Source organism: Niallia sp. (assembly GCF_031978665.1).
Classification (GTDB): Bacteria; Bacillota; Bacilli; order Bacillales; family Cytobacillaceae; genus Niallia.
Window position 1 is genome coordinate 1 of sequence record NZ_DALZDK010000001.1, and the last position, 25,512, is coordinate 25,512.

The 25,512-nt window shown below is 34.7% G+C and carries 24 protein-coding genes and 1 riboswitch; of the genes, 17 read left to right on the forward strand and 7 right to left on the reverse strand.

The window, feature by feature from the left end; all coding sequences use genetic code 11:
* Nucleotides 1-485 precede the first annotated feature (485 nt).
* The 3 genes from RTL21_RS00005 to RTL21_RS00015 all read left to right on the forward strand — a co-directional run bounded on the left by RTL21_RS00005 (nucleotide 486) and on the right by RTL21_RS00015 (nucleotide 5,500).
* On the forward strand, nucleotides 486-1,655 hold the full coding sequence (locus RTL21_RS00005; protein ID WP_312092060.1) for a M20 family metallopeptidase: 1,170 nt from the start codon (nucleotides 486-488) through the stop codon (nucleotides 1,653-1,655).
* A gap of 171 nt (nucleotides 1,656-1,826) precedes the next feature.
* On the forward strand, nucleotides 1,827-3,809 hold the full coding sequence (locus RTL21_RS00010; protein ID WP_312092062.1) for a methyl-accepting chemotaxis protein: 1,983 nt from the start codon (nucleotides 1,827-1,829) through the stop codon (nucleotides 3,807-3,809).
* Nucleotides 3,810-4,051: 242 nt separating this feature from the next.
* On the forward strand, nucleotides 4,052-5,500 hold the full coding sequence (locus RTL21_RS00015; RefSeq protein WP_312092064.1) for an alpha-amylase: 1,449 nt from the start codon (nucleotides 4,052-4,054) through the stop codon (nucleotides 5,498-5,500).
* A 257-nt stretch (nucleotides 5,501-5,757) separates the two neighbouring features.
* Here the strand turns inward: RTL21_RS00015 and RTL21_RS00020 are convergent, their stop codons facing one another.
* Nucleotides 5,758-6,399 (reverse strand): LysE family transporter, encoded by a 642-nt coding sequence (locus tag RTL21_RS00020; RefSeq protein WP_312092066.1) that lies wholly within the window; start codon nucleotides 6,397-6,399, stop codon nucleotides 5,758-5,760.
* Between the two features lie 137 nt (nucleotides 6,400-6,536).
* On the opposite strand from RTL21_RS00020, the gene RTL21_RS00025 reads away from it, so the two are divergent.
* The 4 genes from RTL21_RS00025 (at nucleotide 6,537) to RTL21_RS00040 (ending at nucleotide 10,127) form a co-directional block, all read left to right on the forward strand.
* Nucleotides 6,537-6,971 (forward strand): DUF1801 domain-containing protein, encoded by a 435-nt coding sequence (locus RTL21_RS00025; RefSeq protein ID WP_312092068.1) that lies wholly within the window; start codon nucleotides 6,537-6,539, stop codon nucleotides 6,969-6,971.
* 56 nt (nucleotides 6,972-7,027) lie between these two features.
* A complete protein-coding gene (locus tag RTL21_RS00030; protein WP_312092070.1) occupies nucleotides 7,028-7,204 on the forward strand; it encodes a hypothetical protein in 177 nt (58 codons plus the stop codon).
* A 172-nt stretch (nucleotides 7,205-7,376) separates the two neighbouring features.
* A complete protein-coding gene (gene map / locus RTL21_RS00035; RefSeq protein ID WP_312092072.1) occupies nucleotides 7,377-8,120 on the forward strand; it encodes a type I methionyl aminopeptidase in 744 nt (247 codons plus the stop codon).
* A 264-nt stretch (nucleotides 8,121-8,384) separates the two neighbouring features.
* Nucleotides 8,385-8,563, forward strand: a riboswitch (Lysine riboswitch).
* Nucleotides 8,564-8,717: 154 nt separating this feature from the next.
* On the forward strand, nucleotides 8,718-10,127 hold the full coding sequence (locus tag RTL21_RS00040; RefSeq protein WP_312092074.1) for an amino acid permease: 1,410 nt from the start codon (nucleotides 8,718-8,720) through the stop codon (nucleotides 10,125-10,127).
* Nucleotides 10,128-10,196: 69 nt separating this feature from the next.
* Here RTL21_RS00040 and RTL21_RS00045 read toward each other — a convergent pair whose 3' ends face one another.
* Nucleotides 10,197-10,700, reverse strand: coding sequence for a hypothetical protein (locus RTL21_RS00045; RefSeq protein WP_312092076.1), 504 nt, complete (start codon nucleotides 10,698-10,700; stop codon nucleotides 10,197-10,199).
* A 199-nt stretch (nucleotides 10,701-10,899) separates the two neighbouring features.
* Between RTL21_RS00045 and RTL21_RS00050 the strand changes: the two genes are divergently transcribed.
* The 4 genes from RTL21_RS00050 (at nucleotide 10,900) to RTL21_RS00065 (ending at nucleotide 16,091) form a co-directional block, all read left to right on the forward strand.
* The gene (locus RTL21_RS00050) at nucleotides 10,900-11,313 is read left to right on the forward strand and encodes a GNAT family N-acetyltransferase (RefSeq protein ID WP_312092078.1); all 414 of its coding nucleotides are present in this window, start codon (nucleotides 10,900-10,902) and stop codon (nucleotides 11,311-11,313) included.
* 100 nt (nucleotides 11,314-11,413) lie between these two features.
* Nucleotides 11,414-12,979: a catalase gene (locus RTL21_RS00055; protein ID WP_312092080.1), complete on the forward strand. Its 1,566-nt coding sequence runs from the start codon at nucleotides 11,414-11,416 to the stop codon at nucleotides 12,977-12,979.
* Nucleotides 12,980-13,319: 340 nt separating this feature from the next.
* The gene (htpG, locus tag RTL21_RS00060; protein ID WP_312092464.1) at nucleotides 13,320-15,197 is read left to right on the forward strand and encodes a molecular chaperone HtpG; all 1,878 of its coding nucleotides are present in this window, start codon (nucleotides 13,320-13,322) and stop codon (nucleotides 15,195-15,197) included.
* Between the two features lie 168 nt (nucleotides 15,198-15,365).
* A complete protein-coding gene (locus tag RTL21_RS00065) occupies nucleotides 15,366-16,091 on the forward strand; it encodes an MBL fold metallo-hydrolase (protein WP_312092082.1) in 726 nt (241 codons plus the stop codon).
* Between the two features lie 96 nt (nucleotides 16,092-16,187).
* Here RTL21_RS00065 and RTL21_RS00070 read toward each other — a convergent pair whose 3' ends face one another.
* Complete coding sequence (locus RTL21_RS00070) at nucleotides 16,188-16,811, reverse strand: LysE family translocator (protein ID WP_312092084.1); 624 nt, start codon at nucleotides 16,809-16,811, stop codon at nucleotides 16,188-16,190.
* 461 nt (nucleotides 16,812-17,272) lie between these two features.
* On the opposite strand from RTL21_RS00070, the gene RTL21_RS00075 reads away from it, so the two are divergent.
* The 5 genes from RTL21_RS00075 to RTL21_RS00095 all read left to right on the forward strand — a co-directional run bounded on the left by RTL21_RS00075 (nucleotide 17,273) and on the right by RTL21_RS00095 (nucleotide 21,425).
* Complete coding sequence (locus RTL21_RS00075; protein ID WP_312092086.1) at nucleotides 17,273-18,547, forward strand: diguanylate cyclase domain-containing protein; 1,275 nt, start codon at nucleotides 17,273-17,275, stop codon at nucleotides 18,545-18,547.
* A 263-nt stretch (nucleotides 18,548-18,810) separates the two neighbouring features.
* On the forward strand, nucleotides 18,811-19,185 hold the full coding sequence (locus RTL21_RS00080) for a hypothetical protein (RefSeq protein ID WP_312092088.1): 375 nt from the start codon (nucleotides 18,811-18,813) through the stop codon (nucleotides 19,183-19,185).
* A complete protein-coding gene (locus tag RTL21_RS00085) occupies nucleotides 19,182-19,712 on the forward strand; it encodes an aminodeoxychorismate lyase (protein WP_312092090.1) in 531 nt (176 codons plus the stop codon). Before RTL21_RS00080 ends, RTL21_RS00085 begins: the two co-directional genes overlap by 4 nt.
* Before the next feature lie 140 nt (nucleotides 19,713-19,852).
* Complete coding sequence (locus RTL21_RS00090; protein WP_312092092.1) at nucleotides 19,853-20,152, forward strand: phospholipase A2 family protein; 300 nt, start codon at nucleotides 19,853-19,855, stop codon at nucleotides 20,150-20,152.
* 79 nt (nucleotides 20,153-20,231) lie between these two features.
* Nucleotides 20,232-21,425: an MFS transporter gene (locus RTL21_RS00095; protein ID WP_312092094.1), complete on the forward strand. Its 1,194-nt coding sequence runs from the start codon at nucleotides 20,232-20,234 to the stop codon at nucleotides 21,423-21,425.
* A 150-nt stretch (nucleotides 21,426-21,575) separates the two neighbouring features.
* On the opposite strand, the gene RTL21_RS00100 is transcribed toward RTL21_RS00095, so the two are convergent.
* From RTL21_RS00100 to RTL21_RS00110, 3 genes are all read right to left on the reverse strand, one after another.
* A complete protein-coding gene (locus RTL21_RS00100; RefSeq protein WP_312092096.1) occupies nucleotides 21,576-22,841 on the reverse strand; it encodes a glycoside hydrolase domain-containing protein in 1,266 nt (421 codons plus the stop codon).
* Between the two features lie 124 nt (nucleotides 22,842-22,965).
* Nucleotides 22,966-23,916, reverse strand: coding sequence for an L-lactate dehydrogenase (locus RTL21_RS00105; RefSeq protein WP_312092098.1), 951 nt, complete (start codon nucleotides 23,914-23,916; stop codon nucleotides 22,966-22,968).
* 144 nt (nucleotides 23,917-24,060) lie between these two features.
* The gene (locus RTL21_RS00110; RefSeq protein WP_312092100.1) at nucleotides 24,061-24,279 is read right to left on the reverse strand and encodes a hypothetical protein; all 219 of its coding nucleotides are present in this window, start codon (nucleotides 24,277-24,279) and stop codon (nucleotides 24,061-24,063) included.
* A 191-nt stretch (nucleotides 24,280-24,470) separates the two neighbouring features.
* Between RTL21_RS00110 and RTL21_RS00115 the strand changes: the two genes are divergently transcribed.
* Nucleotides 24,471-24,992 carry a GNAT family N-acetyltransferase gene (locus RTL21_RS00115; RefSeq protein WP_312092102.1) on the forward strand — a complete coding sequence of 174 codons (522 nt, stop codon included), beginning with the start codon at nucleotides 24,471-24,473 and terminating at the stop codon, nucleotides 24,990-24,992.
* A 40-nt stretch (nucleotides 24,993-25,032) separates the two neighbouring features.
* On the opposite strand, the gene RTL21_RS00120 is transcribed toward RTL21_RS00115, so the two are convergent.
* On the reverse strand, nucleotides 25,033-25,512 hold a 480-nt coding region (locus RTL21_RS00120), incomplete at its 5' end, for a TIGR03943 family putative permease subunit (protein WP_312092104.1).

The window sequence follows — 25,512 nt, forward strand, 5'->3', positions numbered from 1 at the left end:
TGGCGTCTACGTGTATTCAGGCTGCTCCATATTTCCTACTAATTCATTTTTTCTTGAATAAAATATTTTTTAGGAAATAGCCTTTAAAAACGAAGTGAAATGAATGAAGCGGAAGACACTCTACTCCTGCGGGAAGTAGAGCAATGACCCCACAGGCTTTAGCCGAGGAGCCTTAGGTTGCTCCTCGACGCTTCGTGTGTCTGTAGCGTAATGGAACGAATTAGCTTTTTACAGTTGACTAATTTTAAAAACATAAATAATCAGTATATGAAAGGAATTTTTATTTAAAAGCTAAATTAGAGATTGTTCGTCATTACAGATTTGCTATTTAGTTTTGTCCCTACTTTTTTCGATAACATAGCTTTGATAGAATCACTCGGTATGCATAAATATACTTTTTTTATTATGTTTACACATTTTTTAGTAGATTTTTTATAGAAAATTGGTAAACTAGTAATGTATATATATAGAAGGGTGCGAAAATTATGAAACAAATCATCTTAGATGCAATTAATGAAAATGAATCCAAATTTAGAAATATTAGTATTTATATCGGCGAAAATCCAGAATTAGGTCATGAAGAGTTTAAGGCATGCAAAATATTGACAGATACATTAAAAGAACATGATTTCCATGTAGAAATAGGAATATGTGACTTAGCAACTGCATTTAAGGCAACTTACGATAGTGGTAAAGAAGGACCGGTAATTGGTTTTATGGCAGAATATGATGCATTGCCAGAATTGGGACATGCTTGTGGCCATAATTTAATCGGAACAATGGGGATTGCTGCAGGAATTGGTCTTAGCAAGGCATTAGCGGAAACAGGCGGAAAAGTTATTGTTTACGGTACGCCAGCTGAAGAAACAAGAGGCGGAAAAGTGACAATGGCGGAAGCTGGGATTTTTGAAGAACTAGATGTAGCTATGATGGTTCATCCATTAGATAACTATATGAAGAGTGGTGATTCTCTTGCGATGGATGCCATTCAGTTCGAATTCTTCGGAAAATCCGCACATGCTGCCGCAAGCCCTCATTTAGGAATTAATGCACTAGATGCTGTATTGCATACTTTTAACAGCATCAATGCTTTAAGACAACATATAAAGCCAGATGCTCGGATTCATGGAGTAATCACAGAGGGCGGAAAAGCAGCTAATATTGTTCCAGACTATGCAGTAGCACAATTCTATGTTCGTGCAGGAAAACGGGAAGATGTTAATATATTAGTAGAAAAAGTCAAAAAATGCGCAGAAGGAGCAGCTCTACAAACAGGAGCTACCGTTAAATCTAGCTTTTATGAATTTTCATACGATGATATGATTACAAATAAAACATTATCGGATGTGTTTACAAACCAACTTATCTCTTTAGGCGTGGAGGAAGCAGAAATTCATGAGCAAAGAGATGGTTCTGGATCTCTTGATATGGGGAATGTTAGTCAAGTAGTTCCATCCATCCATCCGTATGTGAAAATTTGTAATGAAACATATGCTTGTCACACACATGAATTTAGAGAAGCAGCCATGACCGACCAAGGAAGAGATGCTATGATTTTAGGCGCAAAATCGATGGCACTTACGGGCTTGGAAATCTTAACAAATAAAGAGTTGTTAGAAGCAATTAAAGAAGAGTTTTTCCAAAATAAACGATAATTGATGCGACTTTTCCCTTTCTTTTTACATGCTGAATGTAGAAGAAAGGGTATTTTTTTGTGTCAATTAAGGCGTATTTATGACAAATCGACCACTTTCAAAATATATAGAAATGTTTCATTTATAATGAATAAGTCCTATATCTATTTGTAAAGGGGTTACAAATCAACCATGAGAAAAAAATTGGCACTATTACAAAATGGCATCACAATAAAAAAGAGATTATACTTAAGTTTTTTTGTTCTATTAATTATTCCTACCATATTTATCGGTGCATTCTCTTATTTCAATTCAAAAAAACAACTAGAGCACGAAATGGAGGACAATGCATTTGAACAGATTCAACAGATAAATACGAACATTACAACAGAGTTATCTACTAAAATGGAGCATGTAAATAAGCTTCGGAAGGAGTGGGGGCAACCAAACAAATCTGTATCAAATGATATTATTAAAGCAACGCTAGAAAACTACCAATACTTCTATGATGATATTGACAGTATATTTTTTGCTACGAAACAAGGACAATACATACAAAAGCCAGAAGGCAAAGTTGCGGCAAATTATGACCCGACTGCAAGTGAATGGTTTATTGAAGCAGAGGAAAATCCAAATAAAATTTATATTTCAGATCCTTATATATCTGCAAGTACAAATGAAATGGTTGTTACGATTGCTGGCAGTACCGAAGATCGACAGAATGTAGTCGGGTTAAAGATTAAGCTGAGTGCCATACAAACATTTGTGAATAATATCACAATAGGCGAAAAGGGGTATGCTTTTTTAATAGATGAAAAAAATGCGTATATGGCACATCCAACTGAAAAAATTGGCGAAAAAGGATCAGCAAGCTATATTCAAAAGATGTCTTTAAAAAAAGAGGGGGCATTTACATACAGCCTAGATAATAATGCTCAAAAGCTTACCTATCTCACCAATGAGCTAACCGGTTGGAAGATTGCCGGTTCCATGTATTCAAAAGAGGTTTCCGATGCATCTTTTCCTATCTTAAAAGCATCCTTCTGGGCTATTATCGTTTTCTTAATCATAGGATCTATTCTCATTTTCAATAATATCCAGTCGATCCTTAAACCACTAAATCAAATGAAAGTAAAAGCCGCACTTGTTGGAAAAGGAGATTTGACACAAGAAATAGAGGTAATTAGGGCAGATGAAATCGGACATTTAACAAAATCCTTTCAGCAAATGCAAGAAAATTTAAAGCGATTAATCAAACATATGGAAAAAAGCATTATTCAAGTCGCTGCATCTAGCGAAAATCTTACGGCTAGTTCATCTTCATCGACAAAGGTAGTGGAAGATTTAGTGTCTGCAACACAGGAAATAGCTTCGAGAGCTGAATATCAAAAGCAGGAAAGTGAAACAAACATAACAAATTTAAAAAAAATTACGGAAAGAACAGGACTAATCAGAGAGAATTCTCTGTATTTGTCAAAATTAGGTTCCACAACTGTAGAGAAAGCAAAAGAAGGCGAATTTGCAATAAATCAGGCAGAATCACAAATGCAGTTAATTGTCGATTCTGTCATTAAATCAGATAAACAAATAGAAGCACTAAGTAAGCGTTCCAAAGAAGTAGAATCTATTATTCAATTAATAAGTTCTATTGCTAATCAAACGAATCTTTTAGCATTAAATGCAGCGATTGAAGCAGCTAGAGCAGGAGAAAATGGGAAAGGGTTTTCTGTTGTGGCAGAAGAAATTAGAAAATTAGCAGAGACAACCCATCATTCCGCAGCAGAAATTGAACATTTAGTGAAAGAAATCCAGACAGACACCCATTCCACTATAGATACGATGACTCTTGTCCACAAGCAAGTTAATGGTGGTCTTTCTGTTATGTCATCGGTGAAAAAGAAATTTCATGCTATATCTACAAGTATGAATGAAACTGCACCGATTATTGATGAAGTTACTATTTCCTCTGAAGAGGTTTATAAACATATCAGAACCCTTGCCAAAACCTTTGAAGCTTTACATGTTTTAAGCAAACAGAACGCCGAATTATCAGAAGAGATCTCTGCATCTACTGAAGAACAGCTAGCATCTTTTGAAGAAGTTCATGCTATTGCTTTGAGCCTTGCTGAAACTGCTGACTATTTAAAAACATTAATCACACAATTTCGTTATTAATTTAGTCTAAGTTGCTTATAGAAATGATCAAAATTAATATGGTACAGTATTCATACACGTAAACTCAGTCTGCATGTATTTGCAACAAACTTTACGTATACAATGTTATTTAAAAGCCAACGATTCATCGTACTTATTTCTATATAGGCTTGAAAATTCATTTTTCTGGGTAATATTACTTCATACAAAAGCTTAACTTATGTAAGAAAAGCTAGATTTTATTGGAGTGGGAGAAATGATATATGGAAAATAAAACAATGATGCAGTTTTTTGAATGGCATTTAGTTGCTGATGGACAACATTGGAATCGTCTGAAAGAGCAAGCAGCTGAATTAAAGGAGGCAGGTATTGACTCTGTTTGGATCCCGCCTGCTACAAAAGGAGCTTCCAAAGAAGACAATGGGTATGGAGTTTATGATGTATATGATTTAGGGGAGTTTGATCAAAAGGGAAGTATCCGAACAAAATATGGTACGAAGCAGGAATTGCTTGAAGCAATAGAAGCATGTCATAATGTGGGAATCCATGTTTATGTCGATGTCGTGATGAATCATAAGGCAGCGGCAGATGAAAAAGAAATCTTTAAAGCCGTTGAAGTAAATCCTGAGAATAGAGAAGAAGAAATTTCAGAGCCACATGACATAGAAGCATGGACAAAATTTACCTTCCCAGGACGAGGGAATAGGTATTCTGCATTCAAGTGGAACTTCCAGCATTTTAATGGAACAGATTATGATAACAAAGCAAAAAGAGCTGGCGTCTTCAGAATTCTCGGTGATAATAAGATGTGGAATACAAATGTAGATGATGAGTTTGGAAATTATGACTATCTGATGTTTGCCAATATTGATTATAATAATGAACTCGTTCAGAATGAGATGATTTCATGGGGAAAGTGGCTCTACAAGACACTAAATTGTGATGGCTACCGATTAGATGCAATCAAACATATTAATCATTCCTTTATTAAAAAATTTGCCACTGCCTTATTAGAAGAAAAAGACGATTTTTATTTTGTAGGGGAATTTTGGAAAGCAGATATTAATGAATGTCAGGAATTTTTGCAGCAAACGGACTATAAAATCGATTTATTTGATGTTCCTCTTCATTATAAATTGCACACCGCTTCTCTCGAAGGCAGCAATTTTGACCTCTCTACCATTTTTGACGGAACATTGGTGAAGGATAATCCCCTTAATTGTGTCACCTTTGTTGATAACCACGATACACAGCCAGACGAATCACTAGAATCTTGGGTGGAAGACTGGTTCAAGCAAATAGCCTATAGTCTTATTTTACTGCGAAAGGATGGCTATCCAACCATCTTTTATGGTGATTATGTTGGAATTGGCGGTGAACATCCAATTGAAGGGAAAAAGGCTGCCATTGACCCCTTACTGTACGTACGGAAGAAAAAGGCATACGGCAAGCAAGATGATTATTTTGATGATGCCCATGTAATTGGCTGGGTACGCCATGGAGAAGCAGAAATAGAAAGATCCGGTTGTGCTGTCATCATCTCTAATAATGAGGAAGGCAGCAAAAAAATGTTTGTCGGCAAATCCCGAAGTGGGGAAGAGTGGATTGATTTTACTAATACACGAAAAGATCGTGTGAAGATTGGCGAGGATGGATATGGTGATTTCCCTGTAGATGCACAAAGTGTATCTGTTTGGGGATTAGCCGAATAAAAGTTGGCCGATTCTATAAATTTCAGAATGAAAAAAAGACGCTCTTAAAGCTGGCTTCTTTTTTTCATTCAATAAATGTTCGTATTTCTAAAATGTGAAAAATTATGTCTATATATTTTCAGAAAAATGATTTATAGTTTGAATACATGGTTACTAACATTATGTATTTTGCTTTTTTTCATCTTCCCTACAAAAGAGCTACCATTAATATGTGAAATCCGGATAGTAATTGTGAGCCAATTAAAAACAACATTTTGCTAGGAAGAAAAGAATAATTTTACAATCCCTTGAAAGCCAAAATACAAACCAAACAAAACTAAAGAAACACCTGAAATAACAGATATTGCTCTTAATGTTCCAAAAGTTAGAAAACGTCTAAATCCGTTTGTTAATGCAGCAACAATAAGATCCCATAAAGTAAGACCTAGAAAGATCATGCTGCTATAAACCAACAAAGAACTAGTGCCATTTTCTTCCGCAGTTTTAGCTAACACAGAACCATAAATGCCCAACCAAAACAAAATAGATAACGGACTGGTAATAGACATAATAAAACCAGTTAAAAAGCATTTAAACAAGGAATCTTTCCCCCTGAGGGAATCAAGCGTCAGCTTTTGAGCACCAATAATACTTTCCATCCCCGCATAAATTAAAACAAATCCGCCAAAAAGCCACAGGAATATTTGTATGATATCTATCTCAAGAAAATGTACCATGCCAATATACACCATTATCATAAAAATCCCATCGGCAAGCATCGATCCAAAACCAACAATCCAAGCATGCCAAAAACCATTTTTTATTCCTTTATCAATTCTCGCAGAATTTACCGGACCAATTGGTGCAGCTAATGTAAACCCTAACAAGATATAGCTTAGTAAAATGGTAAAACTGAACATTCGTCTCTCCCACACCCTTTCTTGTACATGCTATGTAGGAGTGATGGATGATATGTGGTTTTTAATTTGAAAAGTTGAGAAGACTGGCTCGTATATTGTTAAACAAGACGCTATACTAGAAAAAAGGAGGCTTCTGCATGTATATTTTAAAAACAAAAGAGACAGATCAAGATATCGTTGAATTTATAGAATCTTCATTAACCAGTAAAGCGAAAAAAGAGGATGCTTATAAACTAATAGACATTTTTGCCGAAATTACTGGTTTACCGCCAAAGATGTGGGGAGCAAGTATTATTGGCTTTGGTACATACCACTACAAGTATGCATCCGGACACGAGGGAGATGCACCTATTGTTGGATTTTCGCCAAGAAAAGCAAGAATTAGCCTTTATTTAACAACTGAGGAAGAAACAAGAGCCTTTTACTTGGATAAAATCGGGAAACATAAGGCAGGGGTAAGCTGTGTTTATATTAATAAACTTGCAGATATTAAGGAAGATATCTTAAAAGAATTTATTGCAAGATCGACCGAATTAATTCGGGAAAAATATCAAGTAAATGATAAGAATTAAACGCATATTTTAACCCTTCCTTCTTCATAATAAAGAGGAAAAAAGGAGGGTTCAAAATGGCGAAGAAAAACAAAAAATCGGATCCACAACAAAAGAATAAAAAAGGATTTGATTCTGCAGTGCTAAATGAAGAATTTGCTCACGAAATGGGAAGTGCCGCTACCAATAAAATTCATAAAGATAAAGCAAAAAAAGAAAAAGCATCCAAAAATAACGGGAAATTTAACGGATAAAAAGAAAGTACGAGTAGTATAGCTGCTCGTGCTTTTTCTATTTATCCTTCTTTTATAGCGATCCAAAGAACTCCTAATAGATTAATTCCTTTTACTTACCGCTCATATTAGCATATAATAATATACGCGAAAAAGATTCGAGAACTGATATATATGAACAAGGAGAATTAAAATGATCGTAAAGAACGAACAAGACATTAATGGTCTAAAAGAAATTGGTAAAATTGTAAGCATCATCAGAGAGGAATTAATTAAAAAAACAGTACCAGGAGTGACGACAAAAGAATTAGATGATTTAGCAGGCAAGCTTTTTGCTGAACATGGTGCAATTTCAGCTCCACAAGATATGTACGATTTTCCAGGATATACTTGTATATCTGTAAATGATGAGGTTGCCCACGGAATTCCAGGAGAGCGTGTCATTCAAGAAGGAGATTTAGTAAATATTGATGTATCAGCAAGTAAAAATGGTTATTTCGCTGATACGGGAAAATCATTCGTTGTCGGAAATGGTGACCCTAAACTAATCAAACTTTGTGAAGTTGCACAAGAAGCATTTGAAGAAGGACTTAAATGCTTTAAGCCTGGAGCAAAGAAGAATCGTATCGGAAAATTTGTTTACAACACAGCAAAAAAGAACGGATTTACAGTAATAAAAAATTTAACTGGTCACGGAATAGGTACTTCCTTGCACGAAAAACCAGATCATATCCTAAATTATTTCGACTCATGGGATACTGACCTTCTTCGAGATGGAATGGTTATCGCGTTTGAACCATTTATTTCAACAGGTTCAGAGGAAGTTTATGAAAAAAACGATGGCTGGACATTCTCTACAAAAGAAAAAAGCTTTGTTGCACAATACGAGCATACCGTTATCATTACAAAAGATAAACCGATTATTACTACTTTATAAGTTCTATCACCAAGCTCTGTTCATCAAACAGAGCTTGGTTTGCTTTCTCCACTCCAACGAACTCCATTTATTAATATCCTGTAATGTAAAAAAGAGCATGTTTGGTAATAGCATATGCATTCTATAATAATGTTTTAAAACCAATCATGTATGATAATTATGAATTAATCGATAGTTCGCTCTATTTGTTTTTCCATTGACATTGCTTAGCGTATCTAATAACCTAGTACATGTAATTTCATAACAAAAATCCTTATCAGCTCAAGATGAGGTAGAGGTCGCGATTTTTAAAAGTAAAAAGAGGGAGAGCCAGAGAGCTTTTGGATTGCTTTTGAAAGGAAAAATCGCCGAAGCACTATTATACTCTGATAATAGTAGCTGGGACTGCAAGCGAATAGGTGCAGGACTGTCATAGGATCTTACTATGGTGAACTATCCTTTTTATCTGATGGTGTTTTCTACCTTCACATCATTTTAAAGGTGTGTTTTTTTATGCTTTGAAAATAATAAAAATACATTTTAATGTATACAGATATAAGGCTTCAAAGTAAATCTCCTATGTCATACGTGAGCAAATACATCTTAAAGGAGAAAACAATGAATTCAAAAGGGACATTAGGATTAGGGATATTAATATCCTTAGTTGTTGGTAATATGGTAGGCTCGGGAATCTTCATGCTTCCTCGATCATTATCGGAAGTAGCAAGTCCAGCAGGCGTTGTTCTAGCATGGATATTAACGGGATTCGGTGTGTTAGTAACTGCATTAGTATTTGGAAATTTGGCTATTCGAAAGCCCAATTTAACGGGTGGACCGCAAATTTATGCGAAGGAATTATTTAGACCAGGTTCAACAAAATCTACATTATCTGGATTCATGTCTACATGGGGGTATTGGATTGGTAATCTAGCTGGTAATGTCGCTATTATCACTACTTTTGCTGGATATTTATCAACCTTTTTCCCAATTTTAACAAGCCAAGCTATTTTATTGCATATAGGTTCTTTCACCCTTTATGTAGGAAATGCATTAACCTTTCTTGTCTGTACGATTTTATTATGGGGAACACATTATATTATTTTAAACGGATTGGAAAACGCCGGTAAATTAAACGTTATTGCGACAGCATCAAAGGTTATTGGCTTTATGTTATTTATCATCATTGCTTTATTTGCCTTTGAATCAAGCAATATACTACCCTTTGCAGAACCAAAAATAAATGCAGCTGGGCATTCAGTTGGATTATTTGGCCAAATCAATAGTGCCGCAATTACAACATTATGGGCATTTATTGGCGTGGAATCAGCAGTTGTTTTTGCTTCCAGAGCGAAGAAACAATCTGATGTAAAAAAAGCAACCATATATGGTCTTTTGATTGCTTTAGCTATCTATATTGGAATTAGCACCCTTGTAATGGGCATTCTTACACAGGATCAATTAGTTGCTTCCCAAAAACCTTTAATTGATGCAATTGAAGCAGTACTTGGTCCCATTGCAGGCAAAGTGCTCGCAGCTATTGGGTTAATTAGTTTGTTCGGTTCTACGATTGGCTGGATCATGTTAAGCGCAGAGGTACCTTATGCAGCTGCAAAACAAGGAATATTCATTCCTGCTTTTTTAAAAGAAAATAAAAAGGGGATACCAACATTCTCTTTAATTATAACGAATATTTTAGGACAATTATTTATTTTCTCCACTATTTCAAAAAGCATATCACAAGCATTTGATTTTATTATTTATATTGCAACACTAAGCTATCTGGTTCCTTATTTAATTTCAACCATCTTCCAATTGAAATTAGTTATTTCTGGTGAAACATATAACACATTGAAGGAAAGAATTGTGGACTTTGTCATAGGATTCCTTGCAACGATCTACTCTATTTGGGTAATTATCGCTGGAACTGCAGATATTAAAACATTTAGCTTTGGGGTTTTATTGCTATTGAGTGGAATTCTTTTCTATAAGCAACTTAATAGAGGAGAGGAAAAAAAGAAATCTTTATAATATGGAGATAGATCCTGATAAAGCAAACAACCATTGTTTACTTTATCGGGATTTTTTTAAGAGAATATGCTAAAGTGATTCACTCACAGTAGTTTCATCCCATTCCACTTCATGCTCCTTCGCAAGCTTATCTAATTCATTCATGTACTCACGAATGAGCGTGCGCGCTTCCTCAAGCATGGCATTGGCTTCTTCCACAAGCGTAATATCCTGTGTTTCTAACGCTGTAAGTATTTTGACAAACGCATTATACTGTATATCAGCGCCCTTTATATATATTTCATGGATTTCTCTAACCTCGTCTGTTTCGACTTTCACCCTATTTAATTCCTTAATAAATTCATTATAATTCGGGATAACCGTTGTTTGGATAGTATCATACATCGTCCAATCATCGGTATAATTAAGTCCAGATACAGAATCATATGCGGACACAGCCTTAGCCTCTAATTCAAAGGCTGTCGTCATATCCTCATTAACATATTGAAGCAGATCCTCTTGAACTGGGTCAGTGGAACAAGCTGTAATCAGAAATAGAAAGGGAATTAAGATAATTTTAATAACTTTTTTCACTACTTCACCTCCTTCTCCTTACTGTATGAAGGAGTGGAAGTCCACTATGAAAGGAAAATCGAAAAGGATGAGCCTAATTTACAGGTCGAAGCATGTCTAAAAAAAGATATGCTTTTTTTAAAAAAACATTTGAATATTCATTCATATTGTTGTATAAATATAATTATTAAGAAACGGATATTAAAGGGGAAAAATTAAGATGAATTATTTTATTACGGAAGAGCTTCCGTCATTTTCTCAGTTTGCTCAATTACATGAGGACAGTGGCTTATTAAAAAGCAAAAAAGGAAATTACACACGGGAACAATTATATAATGCAGCTAACAATAGCTGGTACTCTATCTCTATCTATCATGACCAAAAGCTTATCGCGTTCGGTCGCATGATTTCAGATGGGGTATACCAGTCATTAATCTGTGATGTTATGGTTCACCCAGACGAACAAGGAAATGGATTAGGAAAGCAAATAATTGAGAAGCTGGTATCTAAATGCCAACAATCAGGCATTCAATCCATTCAATTATTTTCCGCAAAAGGTAAGCATCCTTTTTATAAAAAATTAGGATTCGTGGAAAGAGAACAAGATGCTCCTGGCATGTCTCTTCCCCTTTAAGGAACCACATTATTGATGTGGTTTTTTGCATTTTCTCATGCATAACCATCCTTTATCTGGCAAAACTAGTTAAGTACATAAAAAGGAGGTATGCGAAGGTATGAAAGAAGAACAAGGTAAAGATCAACATCAGGAAGATGAATTAACGAATCGGCAAGGTCATCCTGTTACAGACAATCAGAATGTTAGAACAGTTGGGAATCGTGGTCCAACGACATTAGAAAATTATGATTTTCTTGAAAAAATAAGTCACTTTGACAGAGAAAAAATACCGGAAAGAATCGTTCATGCTAGGGGTGCAGGTGCTCATGGCTATTTTGAGAGCTATGGCACTGTTGGAGACGAACCTATTTCTAAGTACACTCGCGCAAAGCTTTTCCAAGAAAAAGGGAAGAAAACGCCCTTGTTTGTCCGCTTTTCTACCGTGGTACATGGATTGCATTCCCCTGAGACCTTGAGAGACCCACGAGGTTTTGCCATTAAATTTTATACAGAAGATGGGAACTGGGACTTGGTTGGGAATAACTTAAAGATTTTCTTTATTCGTGATCCATTAAAGTTCCCTGATATGGTACATTCCTTTAGACCAGACCCTGTTACAAATCTATCTGATCCAGAAAGAATGTTTGATTTTCTATCCCAAACTCCTGAATCTATGCATATGATTACCTTTTTATTCTCGCCATGGGGAATTCCTTCAAGCTATCGCCACATGCAAGGCTCCGGTGTGCATGCCTATAAATGGGTTAATGAAGAAGGTAAAGGAGTATTAGTAAAATACCATTGGGAGCCTAAACAAGGGATTAAAAATTTAACGCAAAAGGAAGCCGATAAAATTCAATCGATGAATTATAGTCATGCCACACAAGATTTATATGAAGCGATTGAAAATGGTGATTACCCTGAATGGGAATTATTTGTGCAAATCATGGAGGACGGGGAACATCCTGAATTAGATTATGATCCACTTGATCCTACTAAATTATGGTATAAAGAGGATTTTCCATGGTTGCCAGTAGGAAAAATGGTTCTTAATAAAAATCCAGAAAACTATTTTGCTGAAGTAGAACAGGCTGCCTTTGGTACAGGAGTGCTTGTGGATGGATTAGATTTTTCTGATGACAAACTGTTACAGGGACGAACTTTCTCTTATTCTGATACACAAAGATATCGGGTCGGATCCAACTACCTTCAATTGCCAATTAACAAACCGAAGAAACATGTCGCGACCAATCAAGAAGGCGGTCAAATGGATTTCCGAACTGAATTTAGCAAACATCAAAACCCTCATATTAATTATGAGCCATCTACAATTGGTGGGTTAAAAGAAGCGAAAAACCCTGGCAAAGAGCATGAGCCTTATGTAGAAGGAAAACTTCAAAGAGAACCGATTTCAAGGGAAAATAATTTTGGGCAAGCTGGGGAAACCTATCGCAGATTTACTGATTTTGAAAGAGACGAATTAATTTCTAATCTTTCGAGCGCTTTAGCAAGTTGCCGAAAAGAAATCCAAGATATCATGATTGAAAGCTGTTCAAAATGTGATCCCGATTACGGAAAAAGAATTGCAGAAGGCATTAAAAAGGTAACAGAATCCAATCAAGAAAAAATGGATAAAGCAGTAGGTGAAGCAGAAAGCATGTCACACCCTTCTGATCCATATTGATGATTGTAAAATAGAGGCTGCCCAGATGGGTGGTCTTTTTCTAGTGGTGTGGTAAGGATAAGGAGGTTTGCTTGATATCCAAGCTGATTTGGCTGATATAATAGAAGTTTGGCTCATAAACAAGTTGGTTTGGCTGATATCCTATTATATACCTTGCCACTATTCTAAATCATCCGCATAAACTCTATTTCAAAACACTTTAAAACATTTTTCAACTCAAATCCCCCTAATTATTGACATACAACAGGAAAGTATGATATTAAATTAATAGATTAGCACTCATAAGCGTTAAGTGCTAATATTATTACATAGGAATGAATAGAAAGGGTGTACAAAAATGATCGAAACGAAAGAATTTAAAGCGGAATCAAAACGATTATTAGAGATGATGATTAACTCCATTTATTCTCAGCGAGAAGTATTCTTACGTGAGTTAATATCGAATGCTAGCGATGCGATTGATAAAATTTATTATAAAGCGTTAACAGATGACACCATTAATTTTGAAAAAGACAATTATTTTATTAAAATAACTGCAGATAAAGAAAACCGGACGTTAACTATTTCCGATACCGGGATTGGGATGACAAAGGAAGAGTTAGAAGCGAATTTAGGTACAATTGCCAAAAGTGGTTCTCTTGCTTTCAAAATGGAAAACGAAGCAAAGGATGGACATGACATTATTGGTCAATTCGGAGTTGGTTTCTATGCTGCGTTCATGGTAGCAGATGAAGTAACAGTGATCACCAAATCATTGAATAGCGATACTGCCTATAAATGGATCTCAAAAGGCGCAGATGGCTATACGATTGAAGAAACAAATAAAACAACAATCGGTACAGATATTATCCTCACAATAAAAGAAAATACAGAAGAAGATCAGTATGATGAATTTTTAGAAGAATATCGTTTAAAATCAATTATTAAAAAATACTCTGATTTTATCCGTTATCCAATTAAAATGGAAGTTACTTCTAGCAAAGTAAAAGAAGGTACAGAAAACGAATACGAGGAAGTTACAGAAGAACAAATCATCAATAGCATGGTTCCTATTTGGAGAAAGAATAAGAGTGAATTAACAGAAGAAGACTATCAAAACTTTTATGAAGAAAAACGCTATGGGTATGATAAACCATTGCAGCATATTCATGTTAGTGTAGATGGGGCGATTCGCTATAATGCGATTCTTTACATTCCAGAGAAAACACCGTTTGACTATTATTCAAAAGAATATGAAAAGGGATTAGAGCTTTATTCAAACGGTGTCTTAATTATGGAGAAGTGTGCAGACTTACTACCTGACTACTTTAGCTTTGTAAAAGGTATGGTCGATTCAGAAGATTTATCTCTTAATATTTCAAGAGAAATGCTCCAGCATGATCGTCAGTTAAAGCGAATTGAAAAGAACTTAACAAAGAAGATTAAGAGTCAGCTCCTTAGCCTTCTAAAGGACGAAAGAGAAAAATACGAATCCTTCTATGAATCCTTTGGAAGACAAATTAAGTTCGGTGTATATAATGATTTCGGAATGAATAAAGATATGCTGCAAGACCTTCTATTATTCTATTCATCTAAAGAGAAAAAATTAGTGTCATTAGATGAATATATTGAAAGAATGCCAGAAGATCAAAAATTCATATACTATGCAGCTGGTGATTCAATTGATCGTATTGAAAAGCTTCCACAAACAGAATTAGTTGCAGATAAAGGCTATGAAATCCTGTATTTAACAGATGATATTGATGAATTCGCGATAAAAATGATTGCCAATTATAAAGAAAAGGAATTTAAGTCTGTATCTAGCGGTGATTTAGGTCTTAACCAAGAAGAAGAAAAAGAGGAAAAAGAAGCAACAGAAGAAAACAAAGCGTTATTTGATTATATGAAGGACATTCTTTCCGATAAGGTAAAAAGCGTAAAAGTTTCTACTCGCTTAAAATCACATCCTGTTTGCTTAACTGCAGAAGGAGAAGTTTCAATCGAAATGGAAAAAGTTCTAAGCATGATGCCAGATAATCAAAACATTAAAGCAGATAAAGTTCTAGAAATAAACAAAAACCATGAAATTTTCCAAGCATTAAGAGAGGCATTTGAGAGTGATAAAGATAAAGTAGCCCTCTATACAAACCTTCTTTATAACCAAGCGTTGTTAATCGAAGGACTATCTATCGAGGATCCTGTTGCATTCACCAATAATATATGCCAACTAATGAAATAGAACAAAGTTAAACCGCTCTTTTAGATAGGAAAGAGCGGTTTTCCCTCTTTAAACTTCCCAATATTTCCATTCGTAAAAAAACCTCTTCACCCTAAAAAATTTTTGTTTTACTATTTAAAACGAAACCGCTATACTTAAAAAAAACAATTAGAGATGGGGAACTATAATATGGCAGAATTAAAAGGAATAGAGATGTTGACGATTAAAAAAGATTCCTTTGTCATTCACCCAACCCTTATATGGGATGAAAAACAAACTTTATTAATAGATACAGGAATGCCTGGTTATATGGAAGACATAAATTTAGTCATGGCCAAGGTAAATAAATCATTGGAAGATTTAACTGGTATTCTGTTAACACATCAAGATATTGATCACATTGGGAGTTTACCAGAAATATTAACAGCATGTACACAGCATTTAACCATTTATGCACATAAAGAAGATATACCATATATAGAAGGAGAACTACCCTTAATAAAAGCCAATCCTGCCAATTTTAATGAAAAACAATGGGATGCATTACCTGACTCATTAAAATTTATTTATCTTCATCCGCCAAAGGCACAGGTGACCAATTCAGTTGAAGATAGCCAATTAGTATCTATTAATGATGGACTAGAGATTATTCACACACCAGGGCATACTCCTGGACATATAAGCTTATTCCATAAAAAATCGAGAACCTTAGTTGCTGGTGACGCATTAACAGCTATAAATGGTAAACTTCATCTACCCAACCCAGTACATACCCCGGATATGGACCTTGCAATTCACTCGATCGAAAAGTTTCTTACGTATCCAATTAAACAAGTCGTCTGCTACCACGGTGGAATCGTAACCGAAAATGTAATGGAACAATTACATGGTCTTGTAAAATCAAAAACTATTTAAAAAAGATGTCCTATTGGAAAATTCTCCTCCCATGAATAAAGAGAAAGGAGAATATTTCTCATAGGCATCTTTTTTTAATGATGAAAGGATAATTCATTATAAAAAGAACTGAATTCCCCGAATGCCAAAATAGCCACCAAAGAGAAGCAATACAATCCCCGAAATCTTACTGATAATGGTAATTAACTGTTCGGAAACAACGGTTCGGAAAAAACTTGATAAAACAGATACGGTGAGATCCCAAATTGCGACACCAAACAACATACATCCCGTATACAAAAACAATGTACTTGTACTAAAATTATGTATGGTAGTAGCTAATATAGAACCATATATCCCTAACCAGAAGATAATCGATAAGGGATTCATCAGACTCATAAGAAATCCGGTTAAAAAGGATCGAAACATTGAGTTGTTATCTTTACTACTTCTTGTAATTGTATTTGTTTTCGTCATAACCCCTTCGATTCCTGTGTAAATGAGAACGAATGCTCCGAATAGCCATAAAAAGGTTTGTACAATGGGAATATTCGCTAATTTTGCAACCCCGAAGTATACGAGAATTATGAAGAATACATCACCTAAAAGAGACCCTAGCGAGAGCACCCAAGCATGAAGAAATCCATATCTAAGTCCTCTGTTTATAACCGCAGCATTTACAGGGCCAATCGGTGCTGCCAATGATAAACCTAAGGCAATATAATATAAAATACTATCCATCAAAAGATCCCCCTAATATAAACGTCTATATTAAACGTATTCAATAGGAGAAGCCTGTACCACTTATTTAGAAAACTTTTTCAAAAGCAATTATTTGCTGTGCAAAATGAAATAGCTTGTTTCTCTTGGCTTCAAACAAACTCTTTTATCCTTTTCTTCATCTGATTTTCAAATCAGATAGAGATAAATTGATTGGTAGAAAGAATCAAACATTCGTTCTATTTTATACATGTAAAAGTTGTTCATTGAAAACGGAATGTAGAAGGTTGTGGTAAGAAAATGCTTTATCAACGTAAAATATTCAAGCACTAATTGGTTACAACGTAATGCTGTTGCTTCACTCATAGCCTAGTGGGTGTACGTTGACTAATAGACTAATAATGATATAATAGTTAAATAATAGAAAATACAGAAAATACCCATTTGCCTATATAATTATTTTTTTAGTAGGAGACTTAACTATGAATGGTATGATAGATAACGGTACAGCACCTCTTGATTTTTTTCGTATGCTGGTGGAGCATGTCAGTGACTGGATTTGGCAAATAAATGAAAAATGGGAATTTACCTATTCAAACTCCATTGTCGAAGAAATATTAGGATATTCCACCAACGAAATACTCGGGAATTCGATATTTTCTTTTATTAAAATGGAAGAAATAGAATCACTAAAAGCAACTGTGTTGTACGCTAAAGAGAATAATAAAACCTTACAAAATATTGATTTTACGATGATTCACCGTAATGGCCAAGAAGTATTTATCGAAACAAATGCTAAGCCCGTATTAGATGAGCACAATAAAACAATCGGTTATAGAGGCATTAATCGAGATATTACCTTATGGAAGAAAAATCAAGAGCGTCAACAACAATTACTAGATATCATTGAAGCATCCCCAGATTTTATTGCAACAGCTGATAGCTTTGGAAATACAACCTATTTAAATCCCTCTGCCAGATCATTTCTTGGCATTCCAGAAGGAGTAGAGGATTTACAATTAGTCAATGCACAACTATGGACAAATAAATTTGTAGGATTAAAAAAGAGTGAGCTTTCTGCTGAGAAAAGCATTTGGAAGGGAGAAAACATCCTTTCCAACTCATTAGGAAAACAAATTCCTGTATCACAAACAATCGTAAATCATAAAGCTAGCAATCAAAATGTCCACTTTCTTTCGACTATTGCAAGAGATATTTCCGAAAGAAAGGCATATGAAACGATTATAAAACGGCAGGCATTATATGACACACTGACAGAACTGCCCAATCGACGGTATTTGTATAAAACGATTTCAAAATTAATAGAAGATAAGGACGAGGTCCATACATTTGCCTTGCTATTCATCGATATTGATGATTTTAAACAAATAAATGATACGTTAGGTCACAAATACGGTGATCGAGCACTGAAGCTAATTGCTTCACGAATGAAAGGTTCCGTAAGAGAGCATGATTTTCTATGCCGAATAGGAGGAGATGAATTTATTCTCCTAGTTGAAGGCATGAATGCAAAAGAGGAACTAGAAAATTATGCAAAGAGATTACTTTCTATTTTTAAACATCCACTTCGATTGGATAATATACTTCAATCCATTACATGTAGTATCGGAATAAGCATCTATCCAATTCATGGAAAAGATGTAGAAACATTGATGCAAAATGCAGATAAAATTATGTATCATATGAAAAAGCTAGGGAAAAATGGATATCAAATTACACATACAAATGAAGGATGATTCACAGGCAGATGCTTATGAATCTTTTTTTGTAGGTATTTTCACCTAATATAGAAAAACGAAACAAAAAAAATGCATTTTTGCTTGATAAACCTATTGTTTTATAGAATGCTTGCAACTATATTCATATAATGAAAGTTGCAAAATTATCCCAACTCGTCTAACTATTGAAGGATTTTGTAGAATATGATCGAAAAATAATCAAAAAGAATGTATAATAGGTATTTAGGAAAGTAGATTCTGAAAGAGGGAGGATCATTAAAATGGAATGGACTCTAGCCATTTTGTTTATTGCAGCAGCCATTTTGCTAATTACTTCCGTTATTAAAGCAAAACAAACGTCAAAATCAGAGCAACGTGAAATAGATGTAATTCACCTTTCTGTGATGGAAGAAATAGCACAGTTGCAAAAACAAATTCGTAACCTTGAGTTAGACTTGGAAATTATGGAAAAAGAATCTGGCGTTCAACTAGCTTCTAAAGACCGTAAAGTTTTAAGAGAAGTGCTTGACTTGCATAGACGTAAGTATTCAGTTGAAACAATTGCAGCTCAAAAAAAGCTTACTCAAGCTGAAGTAGAAGAGATGTTAGCTCCTTACTTACTTGGAAAAGAAGAAAGGAGAAGTGTTTTACAATGAAACCAACAATAATCACAAGTTTCGCTGCTGGACTACTTTTAGCGACATCTGTTAGCGGCATTGTCTATTTTTCTACGAAAGATGATTCCGTAAAGGCTGGAGCGAACACCAAGGTCGAAAAAGTCGAGACTGACGTAGCCAACACGCCAACAGTTGAAGAAATGAAAGAAATCCTAACAAGCAGCGGTTATGTTGTTCAAACTTCTGAAGAAGCGAAACAAAAAGAGGAAGATGTTGAAAAACAAGCAACTGAATCCAAAGCTTCAGAAGAAAAGACAGACACGAAAGAAGAGGAAGTAAAAGAGGAAGTAAAAACAGTTACTGTTAACGTTTCAAGCGGCATGACTAGCTATGACGTAGGAAGCATTTTACATGATGAAAAGATTATTAAAGAAACTGCTATGCAATTTTCACTAAAAGTAGATAAAAAAGGTGTAGCAGAATATTTAAAGCTTGGATCATTTAAAATTAAAAGTGATATGTCTACTGACGAAATCATTTCCACTATCTTCAAAAAACCGAGCTAATAAAAAAAAGGTTTGTTCAAAAGTGAGTATTCTTTTGAACAAACCTTTTTTTATAAAAAGAGAAAATTAAACATTATAGATTGATTCCCCAAGCCATGTTATACAAGCTTCATAATCTAAAGGGAAGGGAGAATCAAAATATGCAAAAGAGAAGAAGAAAAAAGAATTCGATTAGAATATGTCTGCCAGGTGGTTATCGCTATTGTGGACCAGGTTGCAGCGGTCCTGGTGTACCAATTAATTATGTAGATTCCTGCTGCCAAAAACATGATGAATGTGTTGAAACATATGGTTCCTGCCGATATTGTGATGAAAGGTTACTTCGCTGTGTTCAATCGAAGTTGAGAGAACGAAATCAGGAAGGGAAGACAGCCAGACTGCTTGCTGATTTTATGAGATTTCGGCTTGAAATTAACGGTGGCTGGAGAGGGAATCGTTAATAACTTCCTGATAAAGCTAATATACTGAAGATAAAATGTCTCAAAATAAAGGAGGCAGAAAATGAATTCACCCCATTTTATGGAAGAAAAAAAGAGGTCTAAAGAAAAGCAGAAGCAAAGAAAAACATTAATCATGCTTTTCTTTGCTGGATTATTTGTTGTTTCTAGTTTGTATGTAACCATTCCTTTATTCAATCATTTAGTTGCTACTTATAACATCCATCCGATGGAAAGCGGGTGGAGCAGCAGTATATTTTCCTTTTGCTATGCAGTAGGATTGGCTTTCTTTGGACTACTTTCAATGAAAGTAAAGAGATATCCTCTTATTTTAATATGCTTTATAGGAATGACTATAATCACACCATTAATTTCTTTAGCTCCAAATTATGTGGTTTTTCTTATTTTCAGAGGGCTTCAAGGCTTTTTCGCTGCTTCTTTTGCCCCAAATGCACTTGGATTTGCCTTAGATTGGTTTCCAACAGAAAAAAAGGTGCTTGCTGTAGCCTGGATTAATACTGGATTTTTGCTTGCCGGAATTATTGGTCCATTTATTAGTAGCTCTGTACTTAACATTTGGAATTGGCAAGCAGTTTTTATTGTTTTTGGTGTTCTTTATTTTCTGATGCTGATTTTTATTTTTTATCATTTGCCAAAAACAAGTGCTCCCATCCAAACAGAACATCAGAATATTATGCTACAAATGAAAGAACTATTTAAGAAAAAGCAGCTTTATCTCTGCTATTGGATTACAGTTACATTACTCTTTTCTTATGTTGCCTTATTTACTTTCATCAATCCTTTTCTTCAGGAACGAGCATTTACAACAACGACTATTTTTTATTTAAAATTAGTTGGAATGATTGGCGTCTTTTTTACAGTTGCGGCTAATTTTTTGATCAGGCTATATGGTAGACGAGTAGTGTTACGGTTAGGTCTTATGATTGCAATTATCTCTATATTCTTGTTGCCCTTTTTAGCCTCTAAATGGACGATCGGGTTCTCGATGCTTTTATTTATTGGGGGGATTTCTACATCTATTCCTGCCAATATCGATATCATTCATCAATTGAGCAGTAAACAAAAGAACTTAGCTATTACATGCTATACCGTTATTTTATTTATAGGGGCATCCATTGCTCCGGTGTTTTCTATTTACTTAACAGAAAAGGCTATGATAAATATTGGATTCCTTTCATTAAGCGTTATCCTCTTAAGTTCATTCGTTAGTTCCTTATTCATCCGTCAAAAAAGTCCTCTTGAACATCTAAAATAATAAAGAGTACTTTATGAAATTATGAAACCTAAAAACATGTGATTTTTCATGAAAGGAAAAATCTTTTAGAAAACGAAGTATATTCAGGCTATTAGTTAAAACAAAAAAACACCTTACTTTCACGATGGCTCGTTAGTAAGATGCAGCTTTTTAATGTTTCCATAATACTTCTGTTAGATTACTGTCAAATAAATTCGTATCAATATTGCAGGTTTCATCTTCTATTCCATATTGCCAGCCATAAGCGAGGGAATCTTCTGGAGCATCGACCTTATATGCGGGAGCATCTGCTTCGGTAGTAATCCCAATGTTTGGAGAAGCTGACCATAAATAAGTGTTCTCATTTATTTCTCCCTTATTTTCCACAGCTTTGTTAAAAGCATTTGTCAGTGCCTCTCCAGAATCAAAAATCCCATAAATAGCAGGTTCATAAGAAGATTTGCTAATTTCATCATACCAACCTTCAATAAAGCCAGCATCGACTGGATAGTTTGGCTCGATATCACCAAAGATTGCAACACCATCAGGAGCACCAAGGTCATTAGCTAACGTAATTGCTTTTTTCGCTTCATTTACGCCATTATCATAACCAGTTGCATCAGTAAAGCCATTATAGATAAGAAGTACATCAGCTTTCTTGGAGTGAATTAACTCCATTTGCTCTGTTGTTAATCCATGCGAAACACCATCATTTGTACCTAAATAGCGTGCAACGATTTTCGGATCACCGAAGTTTTCTCTTACACAAGCATAGAAATCTTCCGTTGTTTCACTTGCTGAATCAATTCCCCATAAATAGGAAGTTTCGCTATTATTCTCTGTTTTTTCGTCAGAACTGTTCCCGTTATTAGCGTTATCTTCATTGCCCGCATTATCTTCATTACTATTTGTATCACCATTATCATTATTTGTAGTTTCTTGTTTTCCATTTGTATTAAGTTCATTTGTAACATTCACATCAACAGTTAAATCTAAATCATTTAATATCTGATTTGCTAATTTCGCTTTGTTATTAGAGAGAATATTATTAGTAATCGTATTATTTGTTGTACCATTTACCTGTCCTTTTAACAAATTCTCAATGGCATTATTAATCGTAGCAGATGCTTCATTTTCAGTCTTATTATCAATTTTATTATCAATCGATGCAGCCTTATCCTTGATATCATTACTTACCTTATTTTCAATTGTTGCTTTTGATTCACCACTTACTATATTTTGGATATTATTTGTCACCGAAATATTGACATTTCCTTGGCTGCTTTCCGTTGTAGCCGAACCTTGTGAATTAACTGAATTGCTCGGTTCCTTATCCGCCTCCACACTATTTGTATGAATAAGCAAAACAGTAACAATTCCTGAAAATAGAATCAAGAAAGTAGCAGCTGCTATAAGAAGGTATTTCTTCCAATCCATTCTGTCACACCTTTCCTAATTTACTTACCATATAAAGTATGTAAACTTGACTAATTGGGTGTGGGCTATTTGATGGCAGTAAAAATACCTTCTTAAAGCAATAACCTTTTATAGAATATAACTATTAATTAAAATGTGGTTTTAAAATATCTTTTAATATAGTAGCACTTTGATGGAATTTTTCTTGTTCATCTTCTGCTAGCTCCAATTCAATAACCTCGCGGATACCCTCTCTATTGATAACAGCAGGAACACCTATATAGACATCTTTTTCTCCATATTGACCATCTAAATATGCAGATACGGTTAATACACTATTTTCATTACTTAAGATTGCTTTTGTTATGCGCACAAGCCCCATTGCAATCCCATAATACGTTGCACCTTTTCCTTCAATAATTTTATAGGCAGCATCCCGTACATTGACAAAAATTTCGTCTAAATCCTCCATTTTATAATGGGCTGCTCTTTTCATTAGCTTATAAACGGGAATTCCTGCAACGTCTGCTGAACTATAGGCTGGAAGTTCACTGTCACCATGCTCCCCAATGATATATGCATGCACACTAGTTGGAGCCACTTTAAAGTAATTTCCTAGTAAAAAGCGGAAACGACCAGTATCTAATATCGTACCAGAACCGATAACCTGATTTTTCGGAAGGCCACTATATCGCCAAGTAGCATATGTCAGAATATCTACTGGATTTGTTGCGACCAAAAATATTCCATGAAAACCACTTGCCATTACCTGTTCAACAATCGACTTAAATATTTTTAAATTCTTTTCGACCAGATCCAGACGTGTTTCTCCTGGCTTTTGGTTCGCTCCAGCACATATAACAACTAAATCCACCTCAGCACAATCTTTATACTCGCCATATTTAATGCTTATTGGGTTAGGGGCAAAGACCTTTCCATGGTTGAGATCCATTACGTCTCCATAGGCTTTATCCTTATTAAGGTCAATTAATAATAATTCATCCACAATTCCTTGATTCATTAACGCAAACGCATAACTGGAACCAACAAATCCAGTGCCAATTAAAGCTACACGACTAACTTTATTACTAAGCATGTTTTACTCTCCTTTTGAAGATAATTTAACCATATCGTTTGTTTTTTTATAGAGAATTATGTATCTAACATTAAGGAAGGGGAGGGCAGATGATCTAAACAAAAAAAAGAAGCTCCTGAAAGTTAGCTTCTCTACATGCATTTATTAGCGTTTTCTTTTTTTAGAGTCTGCTGCCAGCGCTGCTTTTTTAACAATCTTTTCAAATTCTACATTTGCTTGAAAAACATCCTCTTTTAATTGACTAACTGATAAAATCTTTCCTTTGCGCCCTTTAATTTTTATTTCCTGATCTACATTGGGTATTTCTTGCCGCAACTGAGTTAAGACATTCGTACTATTTTCAAAAAAGTGAACGGTAACCATCTATTATTTCACTCCTTTAATCGAATTTATCTCATAATAAAATAAATATGATTTCCGAAATAAATTAGAACGAAAAACGATATAGAATTACTGAGGCAACTTTTCTCTACAAATTGACAAGATTTATGAACCAACTTCCTATGAATTCCCTTATAATAATAGAAGAATATATAAAGGTGAGGGAACCGTACATGAAAATTTCCTTTAAAAAAATAGGGGATCCAACAGATAATTTAATTGCATGTTTAAATAAATGGGAAAACGACCCAAAGCTAGTCCCCTTAATCCATCCTTGTCGGAATCAGGGGGATTTAGAAAGCTACGTACTTATAACAAAAGAAGAAATACAACAACGATTAACGAAGTATCATATGTACGCTATTTATCTAGAAAATGTATTGGTTGGAGAAATGAATTACACAGTTGATCCAGTCCATTTGTATAAAAAAGAACGAGGGACTGCGTGGATTGCCATTACCATTGGGGAAGAAATAGCAAGAGGAAGAGGCGTCGGCACCGCTTCGCTAAAATATTTGGAAGAACAAATTAAAAAGCAGGGTTTAAAAAGAATTGAATTAGGCGTATTCGAATTTAATAAAAGCGCTCAAAAATTATATAATAAACTTGGTTACCAGGAAATCGGCAAAAACAAACAATTTACCTTTTACCAAGATAGAATGTGGGATGATATCCGCATGGAAAAATACGTATAAAAAGAGGGAATGTTAGATATAAACTAACATTCCCTCTTTGTTAATATTGTCGATATACATAAGGATCATTTGGCTGATTTATTGGTTTCCATTCTGTAACTTTAAGAATCGGAATGGTTTTCTTGAATGGTTGATAATAAATTGTTTCAAGCTTTCCAGTTACTTGCAACCACTGATCGTTGTCTTTTTTCATATCCTCTGGAATATCAAGAAGCATCCCGAATACTCCAGCATCCGCAATACAATGAATAATCCCAAATCGTAGTAAGAACAGCTGATTATTCATTAAATCTGCTTCGTTATAGGAAAATCCAGTAATGGTAATTTCTCGATCCATAAATTGTCCTGGATAATTATAAATCGTTTCTAAATCAGTCAAAAAATTATCTTCACCTAAAGTAATTTCTTTTAAATCCTCTAGTTTATCCAAGCCTTTATCCATTACTTCCGCATATCCTTCTTCCCCATAATAGCTACTTGTATTTGGCTGCAAGAACTGATGCTGACTATATTCATCGCC